At 68.9% G+C, this 19,764-nt stretch carries 16 protein-coding genes and 2 pseudogenes; 9 read left to right on the top strand and 9 right to left on the bottom strand.

The features are described 5' to 3' along the window. Window positions 1-31: 31 nt before the first annotated feature. Window positions 32-1,056 (top strand): annotated as a pseudogene (locus BJF87_RS01830) (ABC transporter substrate-binding protein). A gap of 190 nt (window positions 1,057-1,246) precedes the next feature. Then, window positions 1,247-2,644: an FAD-dependent oxidoreductase gene (locus BJF87_RS01825; RefSeq protein ID WP_075862545.1), complete on the top strand. Its 1,398-nt coding sequence runs from the start codon at window positions 1,247-1,249 to the stop codon at window positions 2,642-2,644. 77 nt (window positions 2,645-2,721) lie between these two features. Here the strand turns inward: BJF87_RS01825 and BJF87_RS01820 are convergent, their stop codons facing one another. Continuing rightward, a complete protein-coding gene (locus BJF87_RS01820) occupies window positions 2,722-3,228 on the bottom strand; it encodes a hypothetical protein (RefSeq protein WP_075862544.1) in 507 nt (168 codons plus the stop codon). Window positions 3,229-3,401: 173 nt separating this feature from the next. On the opposite strand from BJF87_RS01820, the gene BJF87_RS01815 reads away from it, so the two are divergent. The 3 genes from BJF87_RS01815 to BJF87_RS01805 are packed head-to-tail and all read left to right on the top strand — an operon-like array spanning window position 3,402 to window position 6,408. Beyond that, a complete protein-coding gene (locus BJF87_RS01815; protein WP_006357047.1) occupies window positions 3,402-4,445 on the top strand; it encodes an iron ABC transporter permease in 1,044 nt (347 codons plus the stop codon). Next, entirely contained in the window at window positions 4,442-5,581 is a 1,140-nt protein-coding gene (locus BJF87_RS01810) for an iron chelate uptake ABC transporter family permease subunit (protein WP_075862543.1), read from the top strand. Before BJF87_RS01815 ends, BJF87_RS01810 begins: the two co-directional genes overlap by 4 nt. Then, window positions 5,578-6,408: an ABC transporter ATP-binding protein gene (locus BJF87_RS01805; protein ID WP_075862542.1), complete on the top strand. Its 831-nt coding sequence runs from the start codon at window positions 5,578-5,580 to the stop codon at window positions 6,406-6,408. Before BJF87_RS01810 ends, BJF87_RS01805 begins: the two co-directional genes overlap by 4 nt. On the opposite strand, the gene BJF87_RS01800 is transcribed toward BJF87_RS01805, so the two are convergent. Together BJF87_RS01800 and BJF87_RS01795 are read right to left on the bottom strand one after the other, a co-directional pair. Continuing rightward, window positions 6,405-7,721 (bottom strand): ClC family H(+)/Cl(-) exchange transporter, encoded by a 1,317-nt coding sequence (locus tag BJF87_RS01800; RefSeq protein WP_006357050.1) that lies wholly within the window; start codon window positions 7,719-7,721, stop codon window positions 6,405-6,407. The genes BJF87_RS01805 and BJF87_RS01800 overlap by 4 nt on opposite strands. A gap of 77 nt (window positions 7,722-7,798) precedes the next feature. After that, complete coding sequence (locus BJF87_RS01795) at window positions 7,799-8,815, bottom strand: Lrp/AsnC family transcriptional regulator (protein WP_081474296.1); 1,017 nt, start codon at window positions 8,813-8,815, stop codon at window positions 7,799-7,801. Window positions 8,816-9,095: 280 nt separating this feature from the next. Between BJF87_RS01795 and BJF87_RS01790 the strand changes: the two genes are divergently transcribed. Beyond that, a complete protein-coding gene (locus tag BJF87_RS01790) occupies window positions 9,096-10,577 on the top strand; it encodes an MFS transporter (protein ID WP_281430803.1) in 1,482 nt (493 codons plus the stop codon). Between the two features lie 70 nt (window positions 10,578-10,647). Here BJF87_RS01790 and BJF87_RS01785 read toward each other — a convergent pair whose 3' ends face one another. The 5 genes from BJF87_RS01785 to BJF87_RS01770 all read right to left on the bottom strand — a co-directional run bounded on the left by BJF87_RS01785 (window position 10,648) and on the right by BJF87_RS01770 (window position 14,212). Further along, a complete protein-coding gene (locus BJF87_RS01785) occupies window positions 10,648-11,550 on the bottom strand; it encodes an LLM class flavin-dependent oxidoreductase (RefSeq protein WP_006357053.1) in 903 nt (300 codons plus the stop codon). 46 nt (window positions 11,551-11,596) lie between these two features. Next, complete coding sequence (locus BJF87_RS01780; protein WP_006357054.1) at window positions 11,597-12,076, bottom strand: DUF456 domain-containing protein; 480 nt, start codon at window positions 12,074-12,076, stop codon at window positions 11,597-11,599. Between the two features lie 71 nt (window positions 12,077-12,147). Next, window positions 12,148-12,777 carry a hypothetical protein gene (locus tag BJF87_RS26520; protein ID WP_262338838.1) on the bottom strand — a complete coding sequence of 210 codons (630 nt, stop codon included), beginning with the start codon at window positions 12,775-12,777 and terminating at the stop codon, window positions 12,148-12,150. Beyond that, on the bottom strand, window positions 12,708-13,775 hold the full coding sequence (purT, locus tag BJF87_RS26515; RefSeq protein ID WP_262338837.1) for a formate-dependent phosphoribosylglycinamide formyltransferase: 1,068 nt from the start codon (window positions 13,773-13,775) through the stop codon (window positions 12,708-12,710). Before purT ends, BJF87_RS26520 begins: the two co-directional genes overlap by 70 nt. 74 nt (window positions 13,776-13,849) lie before the next feature. Beyond that, window positions 13,850-14,212, bottom strand: a complete 363-nt coding sequence (locus BJF87_RS01770) for a UBP-type zinc finger domain-containing protein (RefSeq protein ID WP_040004425.1) — start codon at window positions 14,210-14,212, stop codon at window positions 13,850-13,852. 44 nt (window positions 14,213-14,256) lie between these two features. On the opposite strand from BJF87_RS01770, the gene BJF87_RS01765 reads away from it, so the two are divergent. Both BJF87_RS01765 and BJF87_RS01760 read left to right on the top strand, forming a co-directional pair. Further along, window positions 14,257-15,849: a Na+/H+ antiporter gene (locus BJF87_RS01765; RefSeq protein ID WP_006361004.1), complete on the top strand. Its 1,593-nt coding sequence runs from the start codon at window positions 14,257-14,259 to the stop codon at window positions 15,847-15,849. 119 nt (window positions 15,850-15,968) lie between these two features. Continuing rightward, the gene (locus tag BJF87_RS01760) at window positions 15,969-16,361 is read left to right on the top strand and encodes a hypothetical protein (RefSeq protein ID WP_006361003.1); all 393 of its coding nucleotides are present in this window, start codon (window positions 15,969-15,971) and stop codon (window positions 16,359-16,361) included. 4 nt (window positions 16,362-16,365) lie between these two features. Here BJF87_RS01760 and BJF87_RS01755 read toward each other — a convergent pair. Continuing rightward, window positions 16,366-17,993 (bottom strand): annotated as a pseudogene (locus tag BJF87_RS01755) (adenylate/guanylate cyclase domain-containing protein). 148 nt (window positions 17,994-18,141) lie between these two features. On the opposite strand from BJF87_RS01755, the gene BJF87_RS01750 reads away from it, so the two are divergent. After that, on the top strand, window positions 18,142-19,548 hold the full coding sequence (locus BJF87_RS01750; RefSeq protein WP_075862557.1) for a carotenoid oxygenase family protein: 1,407 nt from the start codon (window positions 18,142-18,144) through the stop codon (window positions 19,546-19,548). Window positions 19,549-19,764: the final 216 nt, after the last annotated feature.

Here is a 19,764-nt window from a genome sequence, read left to right as displayed (position 1 = left end):
CCTAACCAAACGCCGACCGCCGAGGAACCACATGCGTCTGCTTTCCCATCGACTGTCCGGAATCGTGCTCGCGACGACCGTGGCGGCCCTCGTGGTGAGCTCCTGCGCCGCTCCCGAAGAGAAGGTCGCCGACGATTCGGCGTCCGTCCCGGCTCCCGAGACCGGCTCGATTCCCGTCACCGTTCAGCAGGCCTATGCCCCGGCGGTCGTGGAGAAGGCACCCACGCGGATCGCCGCCTTGGGCGTGGGTGACGGCGACACGCTGCTCGCCCTCGGCGTCATGCCGACGACGATCGCCCCGTTCGCCGATCCCGACCAGGCGACCGCGCCGTGGAACGCCGACCTGATCGGCGACTCGCAACCGGTGGTCCTCGCCAACACCTCGGCAGCTCTCGGGAACGAGATCCCCAAGGCGCTCGCCACGAGCCCCGACCTGATCACCGCGGTCGGCGCCGATCCCACCCGCGACCAGTTCGACCTGCTCACCAAGACCGCACCCACCATCCTCCGGCCCACCCAGTACAAGCCTGGCAGGTGCCGTGGAATGCGCAGACCATCCAGATCGGCACCGCGATCGGGCAACCCGACCTCGCCCGGCGCAAGGTCGGCGAGACCGAGGCCTTCCTCGCGGGCATCCGGGCGAAGAATCCGCAGTTCGCGGGCAAGACCGCCGTCGTCGTGACCGCGAGCCCGACCGGTGGGGTCTCGGTGTACGGACCCGAGGACGGCCGGGCGCAGACCGTCGCGGGCTACGGCCTCACATTCCCGACCGTCCTCCGCGACACGATCACCAGCGGGTTCTACGGCGAACTACCGGCCGAGAGCCTCGACCGGCTCGACGCGGCCGACATCGTCGTCGCCGTCGACTGGGAGGGCTCGAACGACAAGCTGCGGTCGAACCCGGCGTTCACCCGGCTCGAGGTGGCGCGTTCGGGACGGGTCGCCTACCTGCCGCAGGAGGTCGGCAGTGCCATGTCGGTGCCGACCCTGCTGACGATCCCGTGGGTGGCCGATCAGGCCGTCGGACCCATCGCCGAAGCTGCCGGCTCACGCTGACGCGCGTGGCACCGCGTCATCGCGATGACGTCGAGAAGTGAGGATTACCTCACAGCTAATTTTGGGAGTGGACACCAAGCGCCTACCGTAGAAGGGATAGGCCATATCCAAGCGTGTCGACACCAGAATCAAGGGTTTCGGATCCGGTTCCTGTGGCGGGGCGCGCCGAACAACGGAAGACACCTACTCCATGAGCGAGAACAGCCGCCCGCTTCGGGTTGCGATCGTCGGTGCGGGTCCCGCCGGGATCTACGCCGCCGACGCGTTGATGAAGTCCGACACCGCGAAGGATCGCGGCGTCAGCATCGACCTCTACGAGCGTATGCCGGCTCCGTTCGGTCTGATCCGTTACGGCGTCGCGCCTGATCACCCGCGCATCAAGGGCATCATCACCGCGCTGCACAAGGTGCTCGACAAGCCGCAGGTCCGCCTGCTCGGCAACGTCGACTACGGCACCGACATCACGCTCGACGAGCTGAAGTCGCACTACGACGCGATCATCTTCTCCACCGGCGCCACCGACGACCGCGCGCTCGACATCCCGGGCATCGACCTCGAGGGCAGCTACGGCGCCGCGCAGTTCGTCGCCTGGTACGACGGCCACCCCGACTTCCCGCGCACCTGGCCGCTCGAGCAGGAGAAGGTCGCCGTCATCGGCGTCGGCAACGTCGCCCTCGACGTGGCGCGCGTTCTCGCCAAGACCGGCGACGAGCTGCTGCCCACCGAGATCCCGGCCAACGTCTACGAGGGTCTCAAGGCAAACAAGGCCATCGAGGTGCACGTCTTCGGTCGCCGCGGACCGGCGCAGGCCAAGTTCACCCCGCTCGAGCTCAAGGAGCTCGACCACTCGCCGAACATCGAGGTCATCGTCAACCCCGAGGACATCGACTACGACGAGGGTTCGACCGTCGCCCGCCGCGGCTCGAAGATCACCGACCAGGTCGCGACGATCATCGAGAACTACGCGATCCGCGAGCCCAAGCAGGGTGCGATCCACAAGCTCTTCCTGCACTTCTTCGAGAGCCCCACCGAGATCCTCGGCGAGGACGGCAAGGTCGTCGGCCTGCGCACCGAGCGCACCCAGCTCGACGGCACCGGCAACGTCAAGCCCACCGGCAAGATCACCGACTGGGAGGTCGGAGCGGTCTACCGTGCGGTCGGTTACCTCTCGGACAACCTGCCCGGCATCCCGTTCGACTCGCAGGCCGGGGTCATCCCCAACGAGGCCGGACGCGTGTTCGACGAGGGTGAGCAGCTCACCGGCGTCTACACCACCGGTTGGGTCAAGCGTGGTCCGGTCGGTCTCATCGGCCACACCAAGGGCGACGCCAACGAGACCGTCGACTGCATCCTCAAGGACATGGAGGCCGAGAAGCTGCTCGAGCCCGCCGCTCCGGGCGAGGGCGCCATCATCGAGCTGCTCGAGTCGAAGAACATCCCGTTCACCACGTGGGACGGTTGGTACCGCCTCGACGAGCACGAGCGCGCACTCGGTGCCGCCGAGGGCCGCGAGCGCGTGAAGGTCGTCGAGCGTGAGGACATGCTCGCCGCGTCGGAGCCCCACAAGGTGGCGCGTCCGTCGGCCTGAGACGACCTCTGGAGATCGACGACGAGGGGCGACCGGTTCTCTCACCGGTCGCCCCTCGTCGTCTGTTCTCTACGGACTCAGCGCCCGGGGATGGTGGGCACTCCCTTGACCGTGTTGCCGCCGCCGGTCAGCGCGGACGCCGACGCGGACGAGCCCGTGCCGAACCGGTCGAACGGGTTGTCGATGCGTCGCACGTTCCACCAGAAGCCGACGTTGTCGGTCAGGTTCTCGGCGTAGTCGGAGATCGCGTACCCGGAGATCGACGACGGGAAGCAGCCGAACCAGGTGGTCTTGATCAGCAGGGATTCGTTCTTCTTCAGCAGCGGCTTGAACTTGGTCGCGCCGCCGGTCTCCTGCAGGGTGACGTTGCGGAATTCGCCGTCACGCGCGGTGACACGCATGAACCGGGTCATGCTCCACGCCTGGTTCCACGGGGTACCCGGGGCTCCGAACTGGCAGTAGACCCCACCCGTCATCTGCAGGTTGGGGACGGCGGCCTGCGCGGGCGCGGCACCCACGAGTGTGCCCGCCGCGATGCTTCCCGCAGCCAACACTCCGACAACGGCCCGTTTGAATGACTTCATCGATCCTCCTGTTTTCAGAACCCTCGAAACACTGGGCATATCGATCCGAGCTCATCGCAGTGTTACCGAAGACACAGCCTCCACTAACTCCGGTGCGGTCTTTCGTTACCCGAACGACATCCACGGTGCCGCGCCGCGAGAGTCGCCGACCAGCGTTGGTAAGGTAACCCTTCGTGCGCCGCTCCCTTCGTGTTCTCGGCATTCCCGTGCTGGTCGCGGCTCTGGTGGGGCTGGTCGTGGCCTCCGTGCTGTTCGGTACCCGCCCCGTCCCGCTCGACGAGGTGTGGACGAGTTTCGCCGCCGGGATCACCGAGGTCTGGGCCGCCCTCCTCGATCTCCGGCTGCCGGAGATCACCAAGGACACCGACGTCGACGGCATCGTCTGGGATCTCCGCGTCCCGCGAACCCTGCTCGGATTGTTCGCCGGTCTGGCCGTCGGCGCCGCCGGTGCCATCACCCAGGGACACACGCGCAACCCCATCGCCGATCCCGGCATGCTCGGCGTCAACGCGGGAGCCGCGTGCGCGGTCGTGGCCGGGATCTACCTGCTCGGGATCACCAGCCCCGTCGCCTTCATGTTCTTCGGACTGCTCGGCGCGATCATCGCCGCGACCGTCGTCTTCGGGCTGTCGGCACTGAGCGGCTCGAGTCCGCTGACCCTGATCCTCGCCGGAACGGGACTGACGGCGATGCTCACCGCGATCACATCATCGATCGTGCTCGTCGACACCAACTCGCTCGACCAGTGGCGATTCTGGAGCGTCGGTTCGACCGCCGGCCGTGGCATCGACGTGTTCTGGGCGAGCCTGCCGTTCATCAGCGTCGGACTCGTGTTCGCGCTGGCGAGCGGCTTCTTCCTGAATGTCCTGAGCCTCGGCGACGACATGACCAAGGCCCTGGGCTCGCGGGTGATCCTCATCCGCGCGCTCGGCATCCTGACGATCACCCTGCTGATCGGCGCCGCCACCGCGGCCTGCGGGCCCATCGTGTTCCTCGGGCTCGTGGTACCGCACATCGCGCGTGCGTTCGTCGGCGCCGACTATCGCTGGATCATCCCGTACTCGGCGCTGCTCGGCGGGATACTCCTCGTCGGCTGCGACATCCTCGGCCGCGTCGTCGCGCGTCCCGGTGAGGTCCAGGTGGGCGTCATGCTGGCCCTGGTCGGCGCTCCGTTCCTGATCTTCCTGGTCCGTCGGCAGAGGTTGGCAACCGTATGAACTCATCCGACGTGAAGACGCCCGAGCCCCGTGCTCGTGGCCTCGCAGCACGTACGCGCAGCCTCGCCCCGCATCCCGGGGGTTACCGCCTCGCGATCGAGCCGGTGTCGTTCGTCGTGCGTCCGCGCATGCTGGTCGTCGCGCTCGTCTCGGCGGCACTCGCGGTGGTGCTGTTCCTGACCAGCGTCGGGGTCAGCGACTTCCCGCTCACCCCGATCGACGTCGCGCGCATCTTGCTGGGCGGCGGCACCCGCATCGAGAACGTCGTCGTCTTCGACGTCGCGCTCCCCCGGGCCCTCGTCGGCCTGCTGGTGGGCATCGGGCTCGGGTTCTCCGGCTCCATCACCCAGCTGATCTCCCAGAATCCCCTCGCCACCCCGGACATCCTCGGCATCACCGCCGGTGCGAGCGCGGCGGCGGTCGCGGCCATCGCCTTCTCGAACACGAGCTGGGGCAGCTGGTTCGGCGACCTCGGCGTCCCGGCGTCGGCGATGATCGGCGCCCTCCTGACCGCGGCGCTCATGTACGTGCTCGCCTGGCCCGGCCGAAAGGCGAACAGCGGCATCAACCCGTTCCGCCTCGTGCTGATCGGCGTCGGCATGACCTGGATGTTGCAGGCGCTGACCAACTTCCTGCTCACCCGTGCCGACATCCGCGACGTCGGGCGTGCCCAGGTGTGGCTGGTCGGCTCGGTCGCCAACGTGGGCTGGTCCAATGTCTGGCCGGTGGTCGGTGGGGTCGTCTTCGGGATCGTGGTGATCGTCGTGTTCTCGCGGCAGATCGGCATGCTCAGCCTCGGACCGGATCTCGCACGCGGACTCGGCGTCCGGACCGGCGCGGTGTCCACGACACTGCTGCTGACCGCGGTCCTGGTCAGTGCGCTGTGTGTGTCCGCCGCCGGACCGATCGCCTTCGTCGCGTTGCTCGCCCCACAGATCGCGCTGCGGCTGGCCCGCACCGCGGTTCCGACGCCGTTGTTGTCCGGCCTGGTCGGTGCGTCCCTCGTGCTCGGCGGAGATCTGTTGTGCCGCACTGTGCTGCCCGGCGGCCTACCCGTCGGCATAGTCACCGCCGCGATCGGCGGACCGTTCCTCATCTACCTGATGATCGCGATGTCCCGGAAGGCGACCGTATGACCATCTCCCCCACCGAGAACGCCCCGCAGACGACGGCCCGGCTTCGCGGCAGCGGACTCACCGTCGGCTACGACCAGCGAGTGGTGATCGACGGTCTCGACATCGACATCCCCGACGGTCGGGTCACGACCATCATCGGCTCCAACGGCTGCGGCAAGTCGACGCTCCTGCGATGCCTCGCCCGGTTGCTGCCGCCAAAGGCGGGCACCGTGTTCCTCGACGGCGAGGACATCGCGCACGTGCGGCCCAAGCAGGTCGCCCGGACCCTGGCGATCCTGCCCCAGAACCCGGTGGCGCCCGAGGGTCTCACCGTCGCCGACCTGGTCGGTCGGGGCCGGCATCCGCATCAGCGGTGGTACCAGCAGGCGACCGCCGCCGACGAGGCCGCGGTGGCCGAGGCGATGGAGATGACCGACACCCTCGAACTCGCCGACCGTACCCTCGACGCGCTCTCCGGCGGTCAGCGCCAGCGGGTCTGGATCGCGCTCACGCTCGCGCAGGGCACCGACCTCATCCTGCTCGACGAGCCGACCACCTATCTCGACCTCGCACACTCGATCGACGTCCTCGACCTGGTCCGTCGTCTCCGCGACGATCACGGCAAGACCGTGGTCATGGTCCTTCACGACCTCAATCTCGCGGCCCGCTACAGCGATTCACTGGTGGTCATGAAGAACGGCGCCATCGTCACCACGGGCGCCCCGGCCCAGGTCATCGACGCCGAGATGCTCGACGAAGCCTTCGGCCTGCGAGCACATGTGATGACGGACCCGATCTCGGGCGGACCGCTGATCGTGCCGCTCGGCGCGCACACGCGTACCTTCTAGGCGCCCGAATCCCGTTCGCGGGAAGCGTCGTTGGCGAGCATCTGTTCCCGCAGCGAGTCGTAGACGGGCGGGGTCCCGGAGAGATGTGCCACGAGCACGGCCGCCGCGGTCGCGGCGAGCATGGGGACCGCCACCGTCGTCGTCGCGCTCATCTCCATCACGACGACCATGCCGGTGAGCGGCGCCCGGACCACCGCACCGAACAGTGCGGCCATGCCCGCGAGCACCAGGGCGTCGCGCAGCGTCGAATCCGGTTGCGGGATCACGGCGTCGAGGCCCGCGGCGAACAGGACACCCCACAGCGCACCGAGCGCGAGCATCGGGGCGAACAGACCTCCCGGTGTGCCCGCGGCATAGGACAGCGGTCCGGCGACGAACCGAACGATGAACAGTGCGGCGACCACCGGCAGGACCACCGAGCCGTCGAAGATCTGTTGCGCCAGGTTGTCTCCGCCCCCGGCGGCATCGGTGTCGACGGCCATCAGCCCGCCGACGATCGCACCGATGATCGCGGCCTTCGCGATCGCCGGGACGCGGGTGATCCCGCGTACCCCCTGGATCGCGCCGAGAACCGCTCTCCCGTAGGCGATCCCGACGAGGCCACTGAGCAGACCGAAGACCACGAACACCGGCAGCAGGGTGATCGAGGGTGGGGCCACCACGCCGACGAGGAAGTCGGGCCGGTCGCCGAGGATCACGTGACCGCAGGCCACCGCAGCAGCGACTGCGAGGATGGTCGGTATGACCACCCGCAGCCGGAATGAGTGCGTCACCTCCTCGAGCGCGAAGAGCGCGCCACCCACCGGCGCGGTGAAGGCGACCGCGAGGCCGGCCCCGCTGAGGGAGGTCTGCATGACGCGGAGGTCGAATTGGTCGAGTCCGGCACGGCGTCCGGTCTCGGAGCCGACGGCGGCACCCATGTGCACGGTCGGGCCCTCTCGCCCGAGGATGAGACCCGAACCGATCGCGGCCAGTCCACCGAAGAATCGTGCGGGGATGACACGTAGCGGCGCCGGCTCCGCCTCACCACGTTCGACGGCCTCCACATGCTGGATGCCGCTACCCGCCGCGGTCGGCACCAGGTGCGAGACGAGCGCCCCGAAGGCCGCGCCCGCGGCTGTCACCGCGACCGGGATGAACCATCCCGGGGCGCCGAGACCGTCCGCCCAGTCCAGCATCTCGAACCGCCACCGGTTGAGATGGTCGAGGCACCACCGGAAAGCCCCGCCGAGGACGCCGGTCACGCAGCCGGCGAGGACAGCGAGCACGCACAACCGCACCAGGCCCTGGTTGTCGGTCGTCGGCGAGGTCACAGAAGGAAGTTACCGTGCACCACGCCCCCAGCCGGTACTTCCGAACGGCAGATTCGTGTCACCGAGGCCAATCGGGGTCAGACGGGCTGAATCAGCCGCCCCTGCACCACGAGTGACGCGTTCTGCTTCAGCCGCCGGACACGGATGCTGACCGAGTAGCCAAGAATCCCTTCCATCGCACCGATTCTGGTGCGCAGATAGCGGTAGAAATCGTCGGCGTTCCGGCAGATCACCGAGACCATGAGGTTGTGTTCGCCGCTGATCGCGGCCGCGAACGCCACCTCGTCGTGCGCGGCGACCGCCTCACCCACCGCATCGATCGCGCCCGGCGACACCTCGAGCCACAGTGTGGCACTCAGATCGAAACCCAGTCGCTCGGGCAGGATCTCGACGTCGTACTGCAGTGCGCCGCCCTGCTCCAGCGTCCGCAACCGTCGACGCACACGCCCCACCGTCCACCCGCAGACACGTGCCAGCTCCCGATGCGGCAGACGGCCGTCCTGTGTCAGCGCGGCGATGAGCGGCGCGTCGTCGTCGGTCAGGCGCGCGTTCTCGACGGCCCCGCCGTCGACCGCCTCCTCCTCGACACCGGCGGCACCGGAGGCCGCCGCGGCCACCAGCGCCCGGGACTCCTCCGGCAGGCACCCGCCGAAACCGGTCCACTTCGACGCCGAACCCGGGTTGAATGCGTGCAACAGGAGATCGACGCGAAGGTCGAGGACCGCCGCACGCGACGGCAGCGCCGCCAGCAGCGCATCGTCGCCGACGGCCACGATCGGTGCCCGGACGATGCAGACGATCTCGGTTCCGCCGGAGACGACGTAGGCGAAGACCACATCTCGGCGCCGAGCGAGGGACGCGGCGAGCGGTTCCAGCCGGTCCGGACGGCACCGAACGCGCACCACCCACTCCGCATCGCCACGCACCGCCGGCCGGACGACGCCGACGACTCTGGTCACCCCGGCGCGACGCAGGGCCTGATACCGCCTCGCCGCGGTCTGCTCGGAGATCCCGGCGACCTCGCCGAGCAGGCGGAACGATGCCCGCGGATAGACCTGGAGAGCGCGGAGGATTGTTCCGTCGGTGTCGTCCATCATGGAGGAATACTACGCGTGATCATTACCTCAACCGACAAATGTTCCGCACAGAGTGATCCGGCTGCCGTTTTTGTACACGTGCACCGGACAATTGGGTTCTGCGCTTCATCGCGCGGCAACCATCGCATCGCCGAGGCCCCTCCCGAGACGACGACCCGTGGTCGCGTCCGATCACCGGGCCGTGCCCGGTCACCCCCGACATCGAAAGCGAGAGTGCGTGACCACCACGTCCACCACCCTTCCCGCTCCCCCGGAGCACCGGACGGCCACCATCGTGATGGCCTGCCTCGGCGTCTTCGTGGCCTACCTGCCCATCACCAGCGTCGCGGTCAGCCTGCCGGCGATCGGCAACGCCCTCGGCGCATCGACAGCGCAGCTGTCCTGGGTGCAGGACGCCTTCGTGCTGCCGATGGCGGCATTCATCCTGACCGCCGGCGTCTTCGGCGACGTCCACGGCCGCCGCAAGGTCTATCTGACCGGTCTCGTGCTGTCCACCCTTGGTGCCGTCGTCGCGCTCTCCGCGCAGTCGATCGAGTTCGTGTGGGTCGGACAGGCCCTGGCGGGCACCGGTGCCGCCGCGCTGCTGCCGACGACCCTTGCGCTCATCAGCCACGCGGTCCCCGACTTCCGTGAACGCGGAAAGTTCATCGGCATCTGGGCCTCGTCGCTGATGCTGGCGCTCACCGTGGGTCCGCTGATCGCCGGACCGGTGGCCGAGAACATGGGCTGGCGCTTCATCTACGTGCTGCCCATCCCGTTCGCCGTCGCCGCCTTCGCGATCGCCCTGACGGCGCTTCCGGAGTCGCGTGCCCCGCACACCCGACGTCTCGACTGGCCCGGTCAGGTGACCGCGGCCGTCGCGGTCACCGCACTGGTCTTCGGCGTGATCGAGGCCGGCGTCAACGGACCGGGCGACCCCCGCGTGATCACCGCCCTGATCATCGCGGTTCTCTCAGGTGCGGCCTTCGTTGCGGTCGAGCGCCGTTCGGACAGCCCGATGCTCGACCTCGCACTGTTCCGCAGCCGCGCCTTCACCGTCACCACGCTGATCGCGATGATCAGCTTCCTGTCGCTGATCGGCTTCATCTTCGTGCTCAGCATGTACTTCGGCATGGTGCAGCAGCTCGGCACCATCGAGGCCGGCTGGCGCCTCGCGCTGATGAACGGCGCATCCATGATCGTGGGTGCGCTCGCGGGCAAGATGATGCACCAGGTTCAGGCGCGTTTCCTGATCGGCGGCGGTCTGGCCGCGGTCGCGGCGGCGCAGTTCGCGCTGCTCACCATCGATGCCGGCACCTCGTTCGCCGCGATCGGGTGGCGCCTGGTCGTCCTCGGCCTGGGTATGGGCTTCGTGATGGCCCCGATGACCGCGACCGCGGTCTCCGCGGTGCCCTATCGGCTTGCGGGCATGGCGGCGGCCGGCAACAACGCCTTCCGTCAGGTCGGCGGCGCGCTCGGTCCGGCCGTCCTCGGCGCCCTGCTCACCGCGGGCGCGGTGGACTCGCTGCCCGGGCAGCTCGCCGACGCGGGTGTCGACGGCGAGATGCGCGAGCGCGTCGTCGACGCGGTGGACGGTCAGGGCCTCGGTGCGGTGACAGGTCTCGATCTCGGCGCGGACACCCCGACTGTCATGAACGCCGTGGGCGACGCCTTCCTCGACGGTATGCAGCTGTGCCTGATCTTCTCGGGCATCCTCACTGCGGCAGCCGCCGTGCTGTGCCTGGTGATGCTCAAGCCCGGGGCAGACGCCTCCCACTGATCACCGAGGACTTGCGGCAGCTGGTTCCGGATTCCGGAATCAACTGCCGCAATGTCGTTTTCGGGGGAGATCAGGTGAACGCTGCGGCGACGTCCGCCGCGCGTCGGAGCTGGTCGGGGTCCGAACTCGTCGGGATGAGCTGCACTTCGTCGGTGCCGACGTCGGCGAAGCGGCGCAGCACCTCCCCGAGTTCGGCCTCGGTACCCGACCACCCCGTTGTGGGTGCGATGGCGTCGACGAACTCCGTCGGAATCCAGTTCATGTAGTGGTGCAGGTGCCGGGTCACCTGCGCCCGAGGTGCGTCGCCCTCGCCGATGGCGAACCAGAACGACGTCGCGAGATGCGGTGCGGGACGCCCGGCTTCGGCCCATGCCGAACGCGCGACGTCGAACAGTTCGTTCTGCTTCGACGCGTCGAGATCGAGGGTGACCCCGGCGATGCCGTCGGCCCAGTCGACGGCGCTGCGGATCGTCTTGGGCCCGGTGGTCCCGACGTGCAGCGACGGACCGCCCTTGCGATGCGGCAGCGGTCCGACCGGAAGCACCGACTCGGTCAGCTTCTCGCCCGCCCAGACCCGTTTCATCGTCTCGGCACGTTCGGCGAGCTGCCGCATGGTCTGGGTGGACGGGTCGGCGCGGACGGCCCGGTAATCCTCGTGTCGGCCGCCGACCCCGAGCGCCACGGTGAGCCGGCCCTCCGACAGCATGTCTCCGGTGGCCAGCGCCTTCGCGAGCATGACCGGGTCGTGCAGCTGGGGCACGACGACGGTCATCACCAACGGCACGCGCCGGGTCCACGCGGCTGCCGCACCGAGGAACGTCAGGCATTCGGGGTTGTCGAACGCTATCCGCTCACCCCAGCACAGGGAGCTGAACGGGCCGTCGTCAATGGTGGTGGCCCATGAGTGGAGCGTTCCTGCGTCGAGGTCCGGCTCCATCACGGGCATCGTCATCCCGATGCGCACAGGCGCCATTCTGGCACGCGGAGGTCGCGCGTATCCCGTTCTCGGAGAACGGGCCTCACCAGACGAATGCGCCACCCGTCCAGATGCTGGTGGCGACGAGCGCGAAGAGCAGTTCGATGCCGATCGTCTTGGCCGCCGCCTTGAGTGCGGCCACCGCGCCGCGCCAAGCCAACTCGAGACTCTGGGTACGCACGAGTTCGGCGGCCACCGCACCCACGACGAAGCCGAGCAGCAGACCGATCACGGGCACGACGAAGAAACCGACGATCCCGACGAGACCGCCGACCACGACGGTCCGGTTCGGAATACCGTCCGTGCGCAACGACTTTCCGGCGACGAGGTATTTGATCACCTCGCCGACCACGAGCGCGAGGAGGGCCGCGGCGAACACCGACCAGGCCCAACCGCCCACGACGATCGCCCAGACGAGGAGCGCGGAGGCGATCAGCAGCGTTCCCGGCAGGATCGGGACGACGATCCCGACCAGACCGACGAAGATGACGGCCGCGACAAGCAGCTCACCCCAGAGCGGCACCTGTTCGACGCCCGGTCACTCGCCCGCGACGGGCGACCGGGGGGCCGGCTCGTCGGCGGGATCGCCGGTCTTCACCAGCGACGCCATGACCGGGGACTGTCCCGGGGCCGCCGGACGGGGAGGACCTGCGGGACGGGGTGCCCCGGGAGGTGCGATCGGCCGCTGACCTCCGGGACCTCCGGGTCCGGCGGAACCGCCGGCGGGTCGGGGAGCCGGACGCGGGCCGGGCGGCGGTACCGGCCGGCCGGGTGGCGGGACGGGACGACCGGGCGGCGGGACGGGACGACCGGGCGGGGTCCGGCGACCCCGGCGGAGGACCGACGGGCCCGGGCGGCGGGCCGGCGTGTCCGGGCTGGGGCCGGGACGGCGCGGCGGTGCGGGCGGGCCGGCGGCGGCAGAACCGTCGCCTTGCGGACGGCGGCCCGACCCGGCACGGGCAAGACCAGCGAGGCCGCACGCACGGCGCGCTCGCGGGCGGCGGGCACGTCGTCGGCGGTCGCGGTGACCACACCCATGCGCCGGCGATGGAAGCTCTCGGGCTTGCCGAACAGGCGGATGTCGGTCTCGGGCACCGCGAGTGCCGCGGCGACGTTCTCGAATCCGATGGCGGGCTGGTCGAGCTGTCCGTAGATCACCGCAGACGCGCCGGGCGACGCAAGGGTGACGTCGACGGGCAGGCCGAGGATCGCGCGGGCGTGCATCTCGAACTCCGACAGCCGCTGGGTCGCATGGTGACGAGACCGGTGTCGTGCGGACGCGGACTCACCTCGGAGAAGTAGACGTCGTCACCCTGGACAAACAATTCGACGCCGAAAACGCCACGGCCGGCGAGCTTTCCGTCACCGAGCGCGGTGGCGATGCGGGCCGCGATCGACGTCGCGGAGGCGTGCGCATCCGGACTCATCTCGTGCGGCTGCCAGCTCTCGACGTAGTCGCCGTTGATCTGCCGGTGACCGATGGGGGCACAGAAGTGCGACGTCAGCAACCCGGTTCGCGGGTCGATCGCGCGCACCGTGAGAAGCGTTATCTCATAGTCGAATTCGATGAATCCCTCGACGATGACGCGGTTGCCCTGAACGCGGCCGCCGGTGTTCGCGGTCTCCCACGCCGACGCGACGTCGTCGGGTCCGCGCAGGACCGACTGCCCTTTGCCGGAGGAGGACATCACCGGCTTCACGACGCACGGGAAGCCGATCTGCCGGGCGGCGACCGTCAGTTCCTCGAGGGTGTCGGCGAAGAGATACGGAGACGTCGGGAGGCCGAGTTCCTCGTCGGCGAGGCGTCGGATGCCCTCGCGGTTCATCGTGGCGACGACGGCACTCGCGGTCGGGATGACCTCGGCGAGGCCCCGCTCGGCGACATCGACGAGGGCCTCCGTCGCGATGGCCTCGATCTCCGGCACCACATAGGCGGGCCGGTGCTTGTCGATGACGGCGAGCAGCGCCTCCGGGTCGGTCATGTCGATGACCTCCGCGTGGTGCGCGACCTGCTGGCCGGGCGCGTTGGCGTAGCGATCCACGGCGACGACCTCGACGCCGAGACGCTGGAACGCGATCACGACCTCTTTGCCGAGTTCGCCCGCACCGAGCACCATCACCTTGGTCGCCGTCGGACTCAGCGGCGTGCCGATGACATCCGGCGGGCCGATCGTCGGCGCCGGCTGATCCGCGCTGGTCGCGCTCTCGCTGTTCGACGTCATTCCCAAATCCTACTTGTCGTCGGTCCGGGTTCGGCCACGGTGACACCCGGTTGCGCGGTGTCGTGGTGCGGCTCTCAACCGATGACCTCGTGCACGTAACACCACCTCCAGCTCTCGCCTGGTTCGGCGGACCGCATGACCGGATGGGAGGTGTCGTGGAAGTGCGCGGTCGCATGCCGGCGCGGACTGGAGTCGCAGCACCCGATGTACCCGCATCGCAGGCACATCCGCAGGTGCGCCCAATGATCCTCCCCGATCGCCACGCAGCCCTCGCAGCCGAGCTTCTCGCCCGCCGCGGGTTCCGGCACGGGTATCGATTCACCCGCGACCGCGGCCAGCTCGGGGCAGCGCGCGGACGGAACCGACGCGTCGTCGGCGTCGGGTGCCGGCCCCGACGAGGCGTCGCCGCGGGACGAGGATCGACGGAAGATCTGCATGTTCACCATTATCAACGGCGCCTGTCGCGATTACAGTCGCTCGGATGAGTGCATCGCTTCTGGTCATCGCGGTCGTCGCGTTGGCGGTCGCCGCACTCTGCCGTCGCCATGGGCTGTCCTCGCCACTGATCCTGGTCACCGTCGGCCTGGCCATCGGCTGGATTCCCGGTCTGCCGACGCCCGAGCTGAACCCCGAACTCGTGCTCTTCCTCATCCTGCCGCCGCTCCTGTACTCCGCCGCCCAGGAGAGCTCCTACCAGGCGATCCGAGCACGCTGGCGAGGGATCGCGGCACTCGCCGTGGGTCTGCCACTCGTGACGACGGTCGTCGTCGGGTTCGTGGCCCATCTGACCGTCCCCAACCTCCCACTGTCCGCGGCACTCGTGCTCGGAGCCGTGGTCGCTCCTCCGGACGCGGTGTCGGCGCAGGCGATCGGCCGTCGCCTCGGACTCCCGCGGCCGGTCATGACGCTCCTCGGCGGGGAGAGTCTCCTCAACGACGCCACGGCGCTGACCGCGTTCCGGATCGCCCTCGCCGCCGCCATCGGCCTGACCGCCTCACTGAGCGAGGGCTTGCTGACCTTCGCCGTCGCGGCGGTCGGCGGACTCGTGGTCGGGCTCCTCTTCGGCGTGGCCGTCTCGTGGGTGCGGATCTGGTTGACCGACCCTCCGATGGAGACCGCGATCGGGATCATGGTGCCGTTCGCCACCTATTTCGTCGCGGAACAACTGCACTGCTCGGGCGTGATCGGCGTGGTCACCGCCGGACTGTTCCTCGGTCAGCGTTCGGTCCGCCTCGGCTATGCCACCCGACTCCAGGACGAAGCGGTGCGCAAGTCCATCGACGTCATCCTCGAATCGTTCGTCTTCCTGCTCATCGGCGTCCAGATGCCGTTCATCATCGAGGGTGTCGAAGGTGAATCGTGGGTTCAGGTCGCCATCGACGCGGCCGCGGTGCTCACCGCCACGATCGTCATCCGGTTCCTCTGGGTCTACCCGGCGGCCTACTTGCCGGGTGTCATCTTCCGCGGAAGACTCGGCCCCGATCCGCGCCCGACGCCGGCCTCCGTCTTCGTCGTCTCCTGGGCGGGGATGCGCGGAGTGGTCTCGCTCGCCGCCGCCTTCGGCATCCCGTTGACGACCCAATCCGGCGAACCCTTCCCGGCGCGCGCCGAGATCCTGCTCCTGACGTTCGTGGTCGTGGTCGGCACCCTCCTGATCCAGGGCACCACCCTGCCCTGGGTGATCCGGAAGCTCGGCGTCACCGGCGACGAGCGCGCGCAGGATCGTCTCGCCTACGCCGCCGCCCAGGACCGGGCCTCACGGGAGGCGGAGCATCGACTCGAGGAGATCGCCGCCGGCCTCGCCGACGACGATCCCAGGCGGATGCAGGTGGTCCTCATGCGCAAGTGGATCACCTCTCAGCGCGATGTGGCGTGGGAGGAACTCGGCCGTGGCCCCGAGACGATCGGCGAGAGCCCCACCGCCGCCGGCTCCCGGATCCGCACCGAACTCCTGCACCTGCAACGCAAGGTCTTCATCGCCGAACGCGACGCCGGCCGCATCGACGACGAGGTCCTCCGAATCGCACTGCGCCGCCTGGACTTCGCCGAGGGACAGGGCGACCGCGGCGTCTGACTCTGCTCCGTGAGCAGCCCGGAGCCTGCGGAGGGCGTATCGAAGGGTCATCCGTCCGAACGATGGCGGGGAGTTCTACCCATGTTGCAGACGAAAACTCTGCTCTAGCTTCGGTTCTCATGACAGCAACGCACATCCGCCTGATTACGGCCGGCGCAACACTCGTCCTCGCCGCCGGCGCACTCGCCGTCGGCACCTCCACGGCCACCGCGGCCCCGGTCACACCGTCGTGCGACGCCGATCAGTACACCGTCACCTCGGTCGTGACCGCGAAGTCGGCGGCGACCATCTGCCAGTGGGGCAACGGTGACCTCGAATACCGTGGCGTCGCACGCAGCTCCGGCAACACCCTGTGCATCCCCGTCTCCGGGGTGTTCGAGCAGGAGAACGGCAGCGGCCGTTACTACTACGTCGCCTACAACAACGGGTACAAGTACTCGGTCTTCGACGGGCTCGGCCTGAGCATCGTCGGCCCCGACGGCATCCTCATCAGCTCCGAAGACGCCATCTGAGCACCTAACCGGTCTCGGTCTCCGCGGTCGCTTTCTCCCTGGCCGCCGTCTTCTTCCCGGTCGTCTTCTCCGCGGTCGCCGTGTCCTCCCCCGCGGCGGCCGCGTAGACAACCGTCTCGGCCGTCCGGCCGCGCAACGGCAGGGTCTCCTGCTGCGTCCAGCGACGGGCCTCGGCGGGGTCGGCGGCCTCGACCGCGCGCCCCGATGCCAGCGGACTCGACGGGTCGCGTTTGGCGAGTTCGGATAGCCGCGCACTCTCGTTCACCGGGTCGCCGATCACCGTGTACTCGAAACGTTCGATGGCGCCGACGTTTCCGGCAACGACGGTCCCGTAACTCACCCCGACCCCCGCGGACAGTTCGGGCACCTCGACCGCGAGGTCGGCGACGATGCGCCGCGCGGCCGCGAGTGCCGCGCCGGCCGGGTCGTCGAGTTCGATGGGTGCGCCGAAGATCGCCAGGACCGCGTCGCCCTCGAACTTGTTGACGAGCCCGTCCTTGTCCTCGACGGCCCGGACGATGACGGCGAAGAACTTGTTGAGGATCTCCACGACCTCGGTCGGACGGCGTTGCGCGGCAAGGGTCGTCGAGCCGATCACGTCGACGAAGAGGGCGGCGGCCACCCGCTCGGTACCGCCGAGTTCGGGGTCCGACGACAACGCCGCTTCCGCGACCTCGCGGCCGACGTGACGCCCGAACAGGTCGCGCATCCGTTCCCGTTCGCGCAGCCCAGACACCATCGAGTTGAAACCCACCTGCAGGTCACCGAGTTCGGTGCCGTCGTAGACGACGAGGTCGCGTTCTCGAGATCGCCGGAGGTCACGCGGTTCATCCCGGAACGCACCGAGCCGATCGGCCCGGTGATGCTCATCGACGAGAGCAGGGTCAGCAGAAGACCGGTGAACAGGGCGGTGAGGCCCAGGACCGTCACCCCGATGAAGAGATCGAGCTTGGACGTCTCGTCGCGCCCCACCCCGAACGCCACGACCAGCAGGATGCCGATGATCGGGATCGCCGAACCGACCATCCACGACACCACCGCCCGTGACTTCACACCGGTGCGCTTACGGCGGTGGAATCCGGCCGAGATCAGTTCGGCCACAATGGGCCGCAGGGTGAAGTCGATGAAGAGGTAGGAGATCCCCACCACCACGACGCCGCTCATGCCGACGACGAAGAGCGTCTTGGGGATCAGCTGCGGGTCGACGACGCCGTACATGATCGTCAGCATCACCGTGGCGCCCGCCCAGAGCAGGCCCTGCACCAGCGACAGCCGCCACGGCAGGCGCATCGTCCGGCGTGCGTCGCGCTTGGTCGGGGCCTCGTCCCGGATGGCCCACCGGAGGTTCCGGACGCCCACCAGGGTGCCCCAACCGATCCCGATCACGAACGCGCCGAGGATGTACACGGGTACGGCGATGTAGTTCACCCACCACAGTTCGGCGGTGAAGACCGTCGGTTGCGGGATGCCCACGGCGGCCAGGGCGGTCGCGACGACCGCGCCGAAGATGTTCGCCACCACGATCGAGGACGTCAGCAGCGTCTGGATACGGACACGCTGCTTGACCCCGCTCTCCTCGACCGAGCCGAGCAGAATCGACCCGTAGTCGCGGCTCCCCCGCCTCGAACGCATGCCCAAGCTAATCACGACGACCGCGTCGATCGCCCGTCTCTGGCCCCGCCGATTCGGGACGAACCGGACGATCGACGGACGCGACCTGCGTCAACGCCCTAACCTGAACCGAGATCATCGTCATCCACGGCTCGCCGAAAGCAGCGCCATGACCGCATCCGATGTCCCGACCCGCCCTGCTCCGGTCGACATGTCCCGCAACCCGTTCCTCACCGGCGTCTTCGCCCCGCAGCGCGACGAGGTGGACGCCGTCGACCTACCGGTGAGCGGCGAGATCCCGGCCGACCTGCGGGGCAGCTACCTGCGGAACGGGCCCAACATGCGCTTCGACCCGATCGGTTCGTATGTCTATCCGATCGACGGGGACGCGATGGTGCATCGCATCAGCCTCGACGGCGGCCGCGCGTCGTATCGCAACCGCTTCGTCCGCACCCCGATGGTGCTCACGGAAGAGGCTGCCGGACATGCCATCTGGTCGGGTATCACCGACGGTTACACACCGTCGGCGGCGAAGGTCGGCGACGAGCTGGCGGGGACGACCCGCGAGCTGCCCGACATCAACATCGTGCGGCACGGCGGGCGGCTGCTGGCGATGGCCGAGGCCGACCGGCCCTATCAGCTCGCTCCCGAGGATCTCGCGACGCTGGCCCGCACCGACTGTGACGGTGCGATGTTCGTCGGCAGCACCGCGCACCCGAAGATCGATCCGTCGACCGGGGAGATGGTGCTGTTCAACTACGTACTCGAGGCGCCGTACCTGACCTGGGCCGTCGTCGGCCCGGACGGCCGGGCGATCCGCACACCGACCCCGGTCGACGGCATCGACGCCCCGATCATGATCCACGACATGGCACTGACCAGCCGGTACGTCGTGCTGTTCGTGTGCCCGCTGATCTTCGATATCGAGTCGGTGATGAGCGGCGGGTCGTTGTTGTCGTGGCAACCCCGGCGCGGGACCCGCATCGCGCTGATCCCGCGGGACGGCACGGCGGTGCGCTGGATCGACGCCGACCCGTTCTGGGTCTGGCACTTCGCCAACGCCTTCGACAATCCCGACGGTTCGGTCACCGTCGACTACGTGGAATGGACCTACCCCGGCGGGTTCTCCGACCAGCCCACACCAGCGGCGTCGTCCCTGACGCGAGCGGTGATCCGTCCCGACGCCGGGATCACCAAGACCGTCCTGAACAGCTCGGAACCGGACATGGAGTTCCCGCGCATCGACGACCGGATGCTGACGCGGGAACATCACCGCATCGCCAGCGTCGCGAAGGGCCCCAGAGACAGCGGTGATCTCGACAGCCTGTGGTTCCACGACCTCGCAGCCGGGACGGAGACGGTCTGGACCCCGGGTGCCGCGATCGGTGAACCGATCTACATCCCGGGCGCCGAACGCGACTACTGGGGTGCCATCGGCACCGACCCGACCGATATGACCTCGCACTTCTACCTGCTCAGCGCCGACGCGCCGCAGGACGGCCCGATCGCCACCGTGGACCTACCGATCCGCGTTCCCGCCGGACTGCACGGGGCGTGGCTGCCGGACCCTTCGTGACGCCCCTTCGCAAGCTCCGGGGCTCCTCAGGGATCGGATGGGTTGCTTCCTGATCCCGAAAGAACGCGAGCACCCGGCTCCGCTACCTGACCCCCGAACCTCAACTCGACCGGCAGACGTCGATCGAAGTCTGCAGGTCGGGTTGACGTCGACCGGTGGTTGGGTGAGCGACGGTGTCTCACCGGGCCTTCGAGGCAGGTCGCTTGCGCTCCTCGC

This window comes from Gordonia sp. CNJ-863 (genome assembly GCF_001942325.1).
Lineage (GTDB): Bacteria > Actinomycetota > Actinomycetes > Mycobacteriales > Mycobacteriaceae > Gordonia > Gordonia alkanivorans.
The sequence above is the reverse complement of the archived record's forward strand: the minus strand, read 5'-3'. Positions and strand labels throughout refer to the sequence as shown.

What these genes read in the sequence shown, in the direction of transcription:
- BJF87_RS01785 (WP_006357053.1), bottom strand. Translation starts at nt 11,550, where the DNA reads ATGGCGCCTGTGCGCATCGGGATGACGATGCCCGTGATGGAGCCGGAC.
- BJF87_RS01820 (WP_075862544.1), bottom strand. Translation starts at nt 3,228, where the DNA reads ATGAAGTCATTCAAACGGGCCGTTGTCGGAGTGTTGGCTGCGGGAAGC.
- BJF87_RS01750 (WP_075862557.1), top strand. Translation starts at nt 18,142, where the DNA reads ATGACCGCATCCGATGTCCCGACCCGCCCTGCTCCGGTCGACATGTCC.
- BJF87_RS01765 (WP_006361004.1), top strand. Translation starts at nt 14,257, where the DNA reads ATGAGTGCATCGCTTCTGGTCATCGCGGTCGTCGCGTTGGCGGTCGCC.
- BJF87_RS01795 (WP_081474296.1), bottom strand. Translation starts at nt 8,815, where the DNA reads ATGGACGACACCGACGGAACAATCCTCCGCGCTCTCCAGGTCTATCCG.
- BJF87_RS01770 (WP_040004425.1), bottom strand. Translation starts at nt 14,212, where the DNA reads ATGCAGATCTTCCGTCGATCCTCGTCCCGCGGCGACGCCTCGTCGGGG.
- BJF87_RS01805 (WP_075862542.1), top strand. Translation starts at nt 5,578, where the DNA reads ATGACCATCTCCCCCACCGAGAACGCCCCGCAGACGACGGCCCGGCTT.
- BJF87_RS01760 (WP_006361003.1), top strand. Translation starts at nt 15,969, where the DNA reads ATGACAGCAACGCACATCCGCCTGATTACGGCCGGCGCAACACTCGTC.
- BJF87_RS01810 (WP_075862543.1), top strand. Translation starts at nt 4,442, where the DNA reads ATGAACTCATCCGACGTGAAGACGCCCGAGCCCCGTGCTCGTGGCCTC.
- BJF87_RS01825 (WP_075862545.1), top strand. Translation starts at nt 1,247, where the DNA reads ATGAGCGAGAACAGCCGCCCGCTTCGGGTTGCGATCGTCGGTGCGGGT.
- BJF87_RS01790 (WP_281430803.1), top strand. Translation starts at nt 9,096, where the DNA reads ATGGCCTGCCTCGGCGTCTTCGTGGCCTACCTGCCCATCACCAGCGTC.
- BJF87_RS26520 (WP_262338838.1), bottom strand. Translation starts at nt 12,777, where the DNA reads ATGCACGCCCGCGCGATCCTCGGCCTGCCCGTCGACGTCACCCTTGCG.
- purT (WP_262338837.1), bottom strand. Translation starts at nt 13,775, where the DNA reads ATGACGTCGAACAGCGAGAGCGCGACCAGCGCGGATCAGCCGGCGCCG.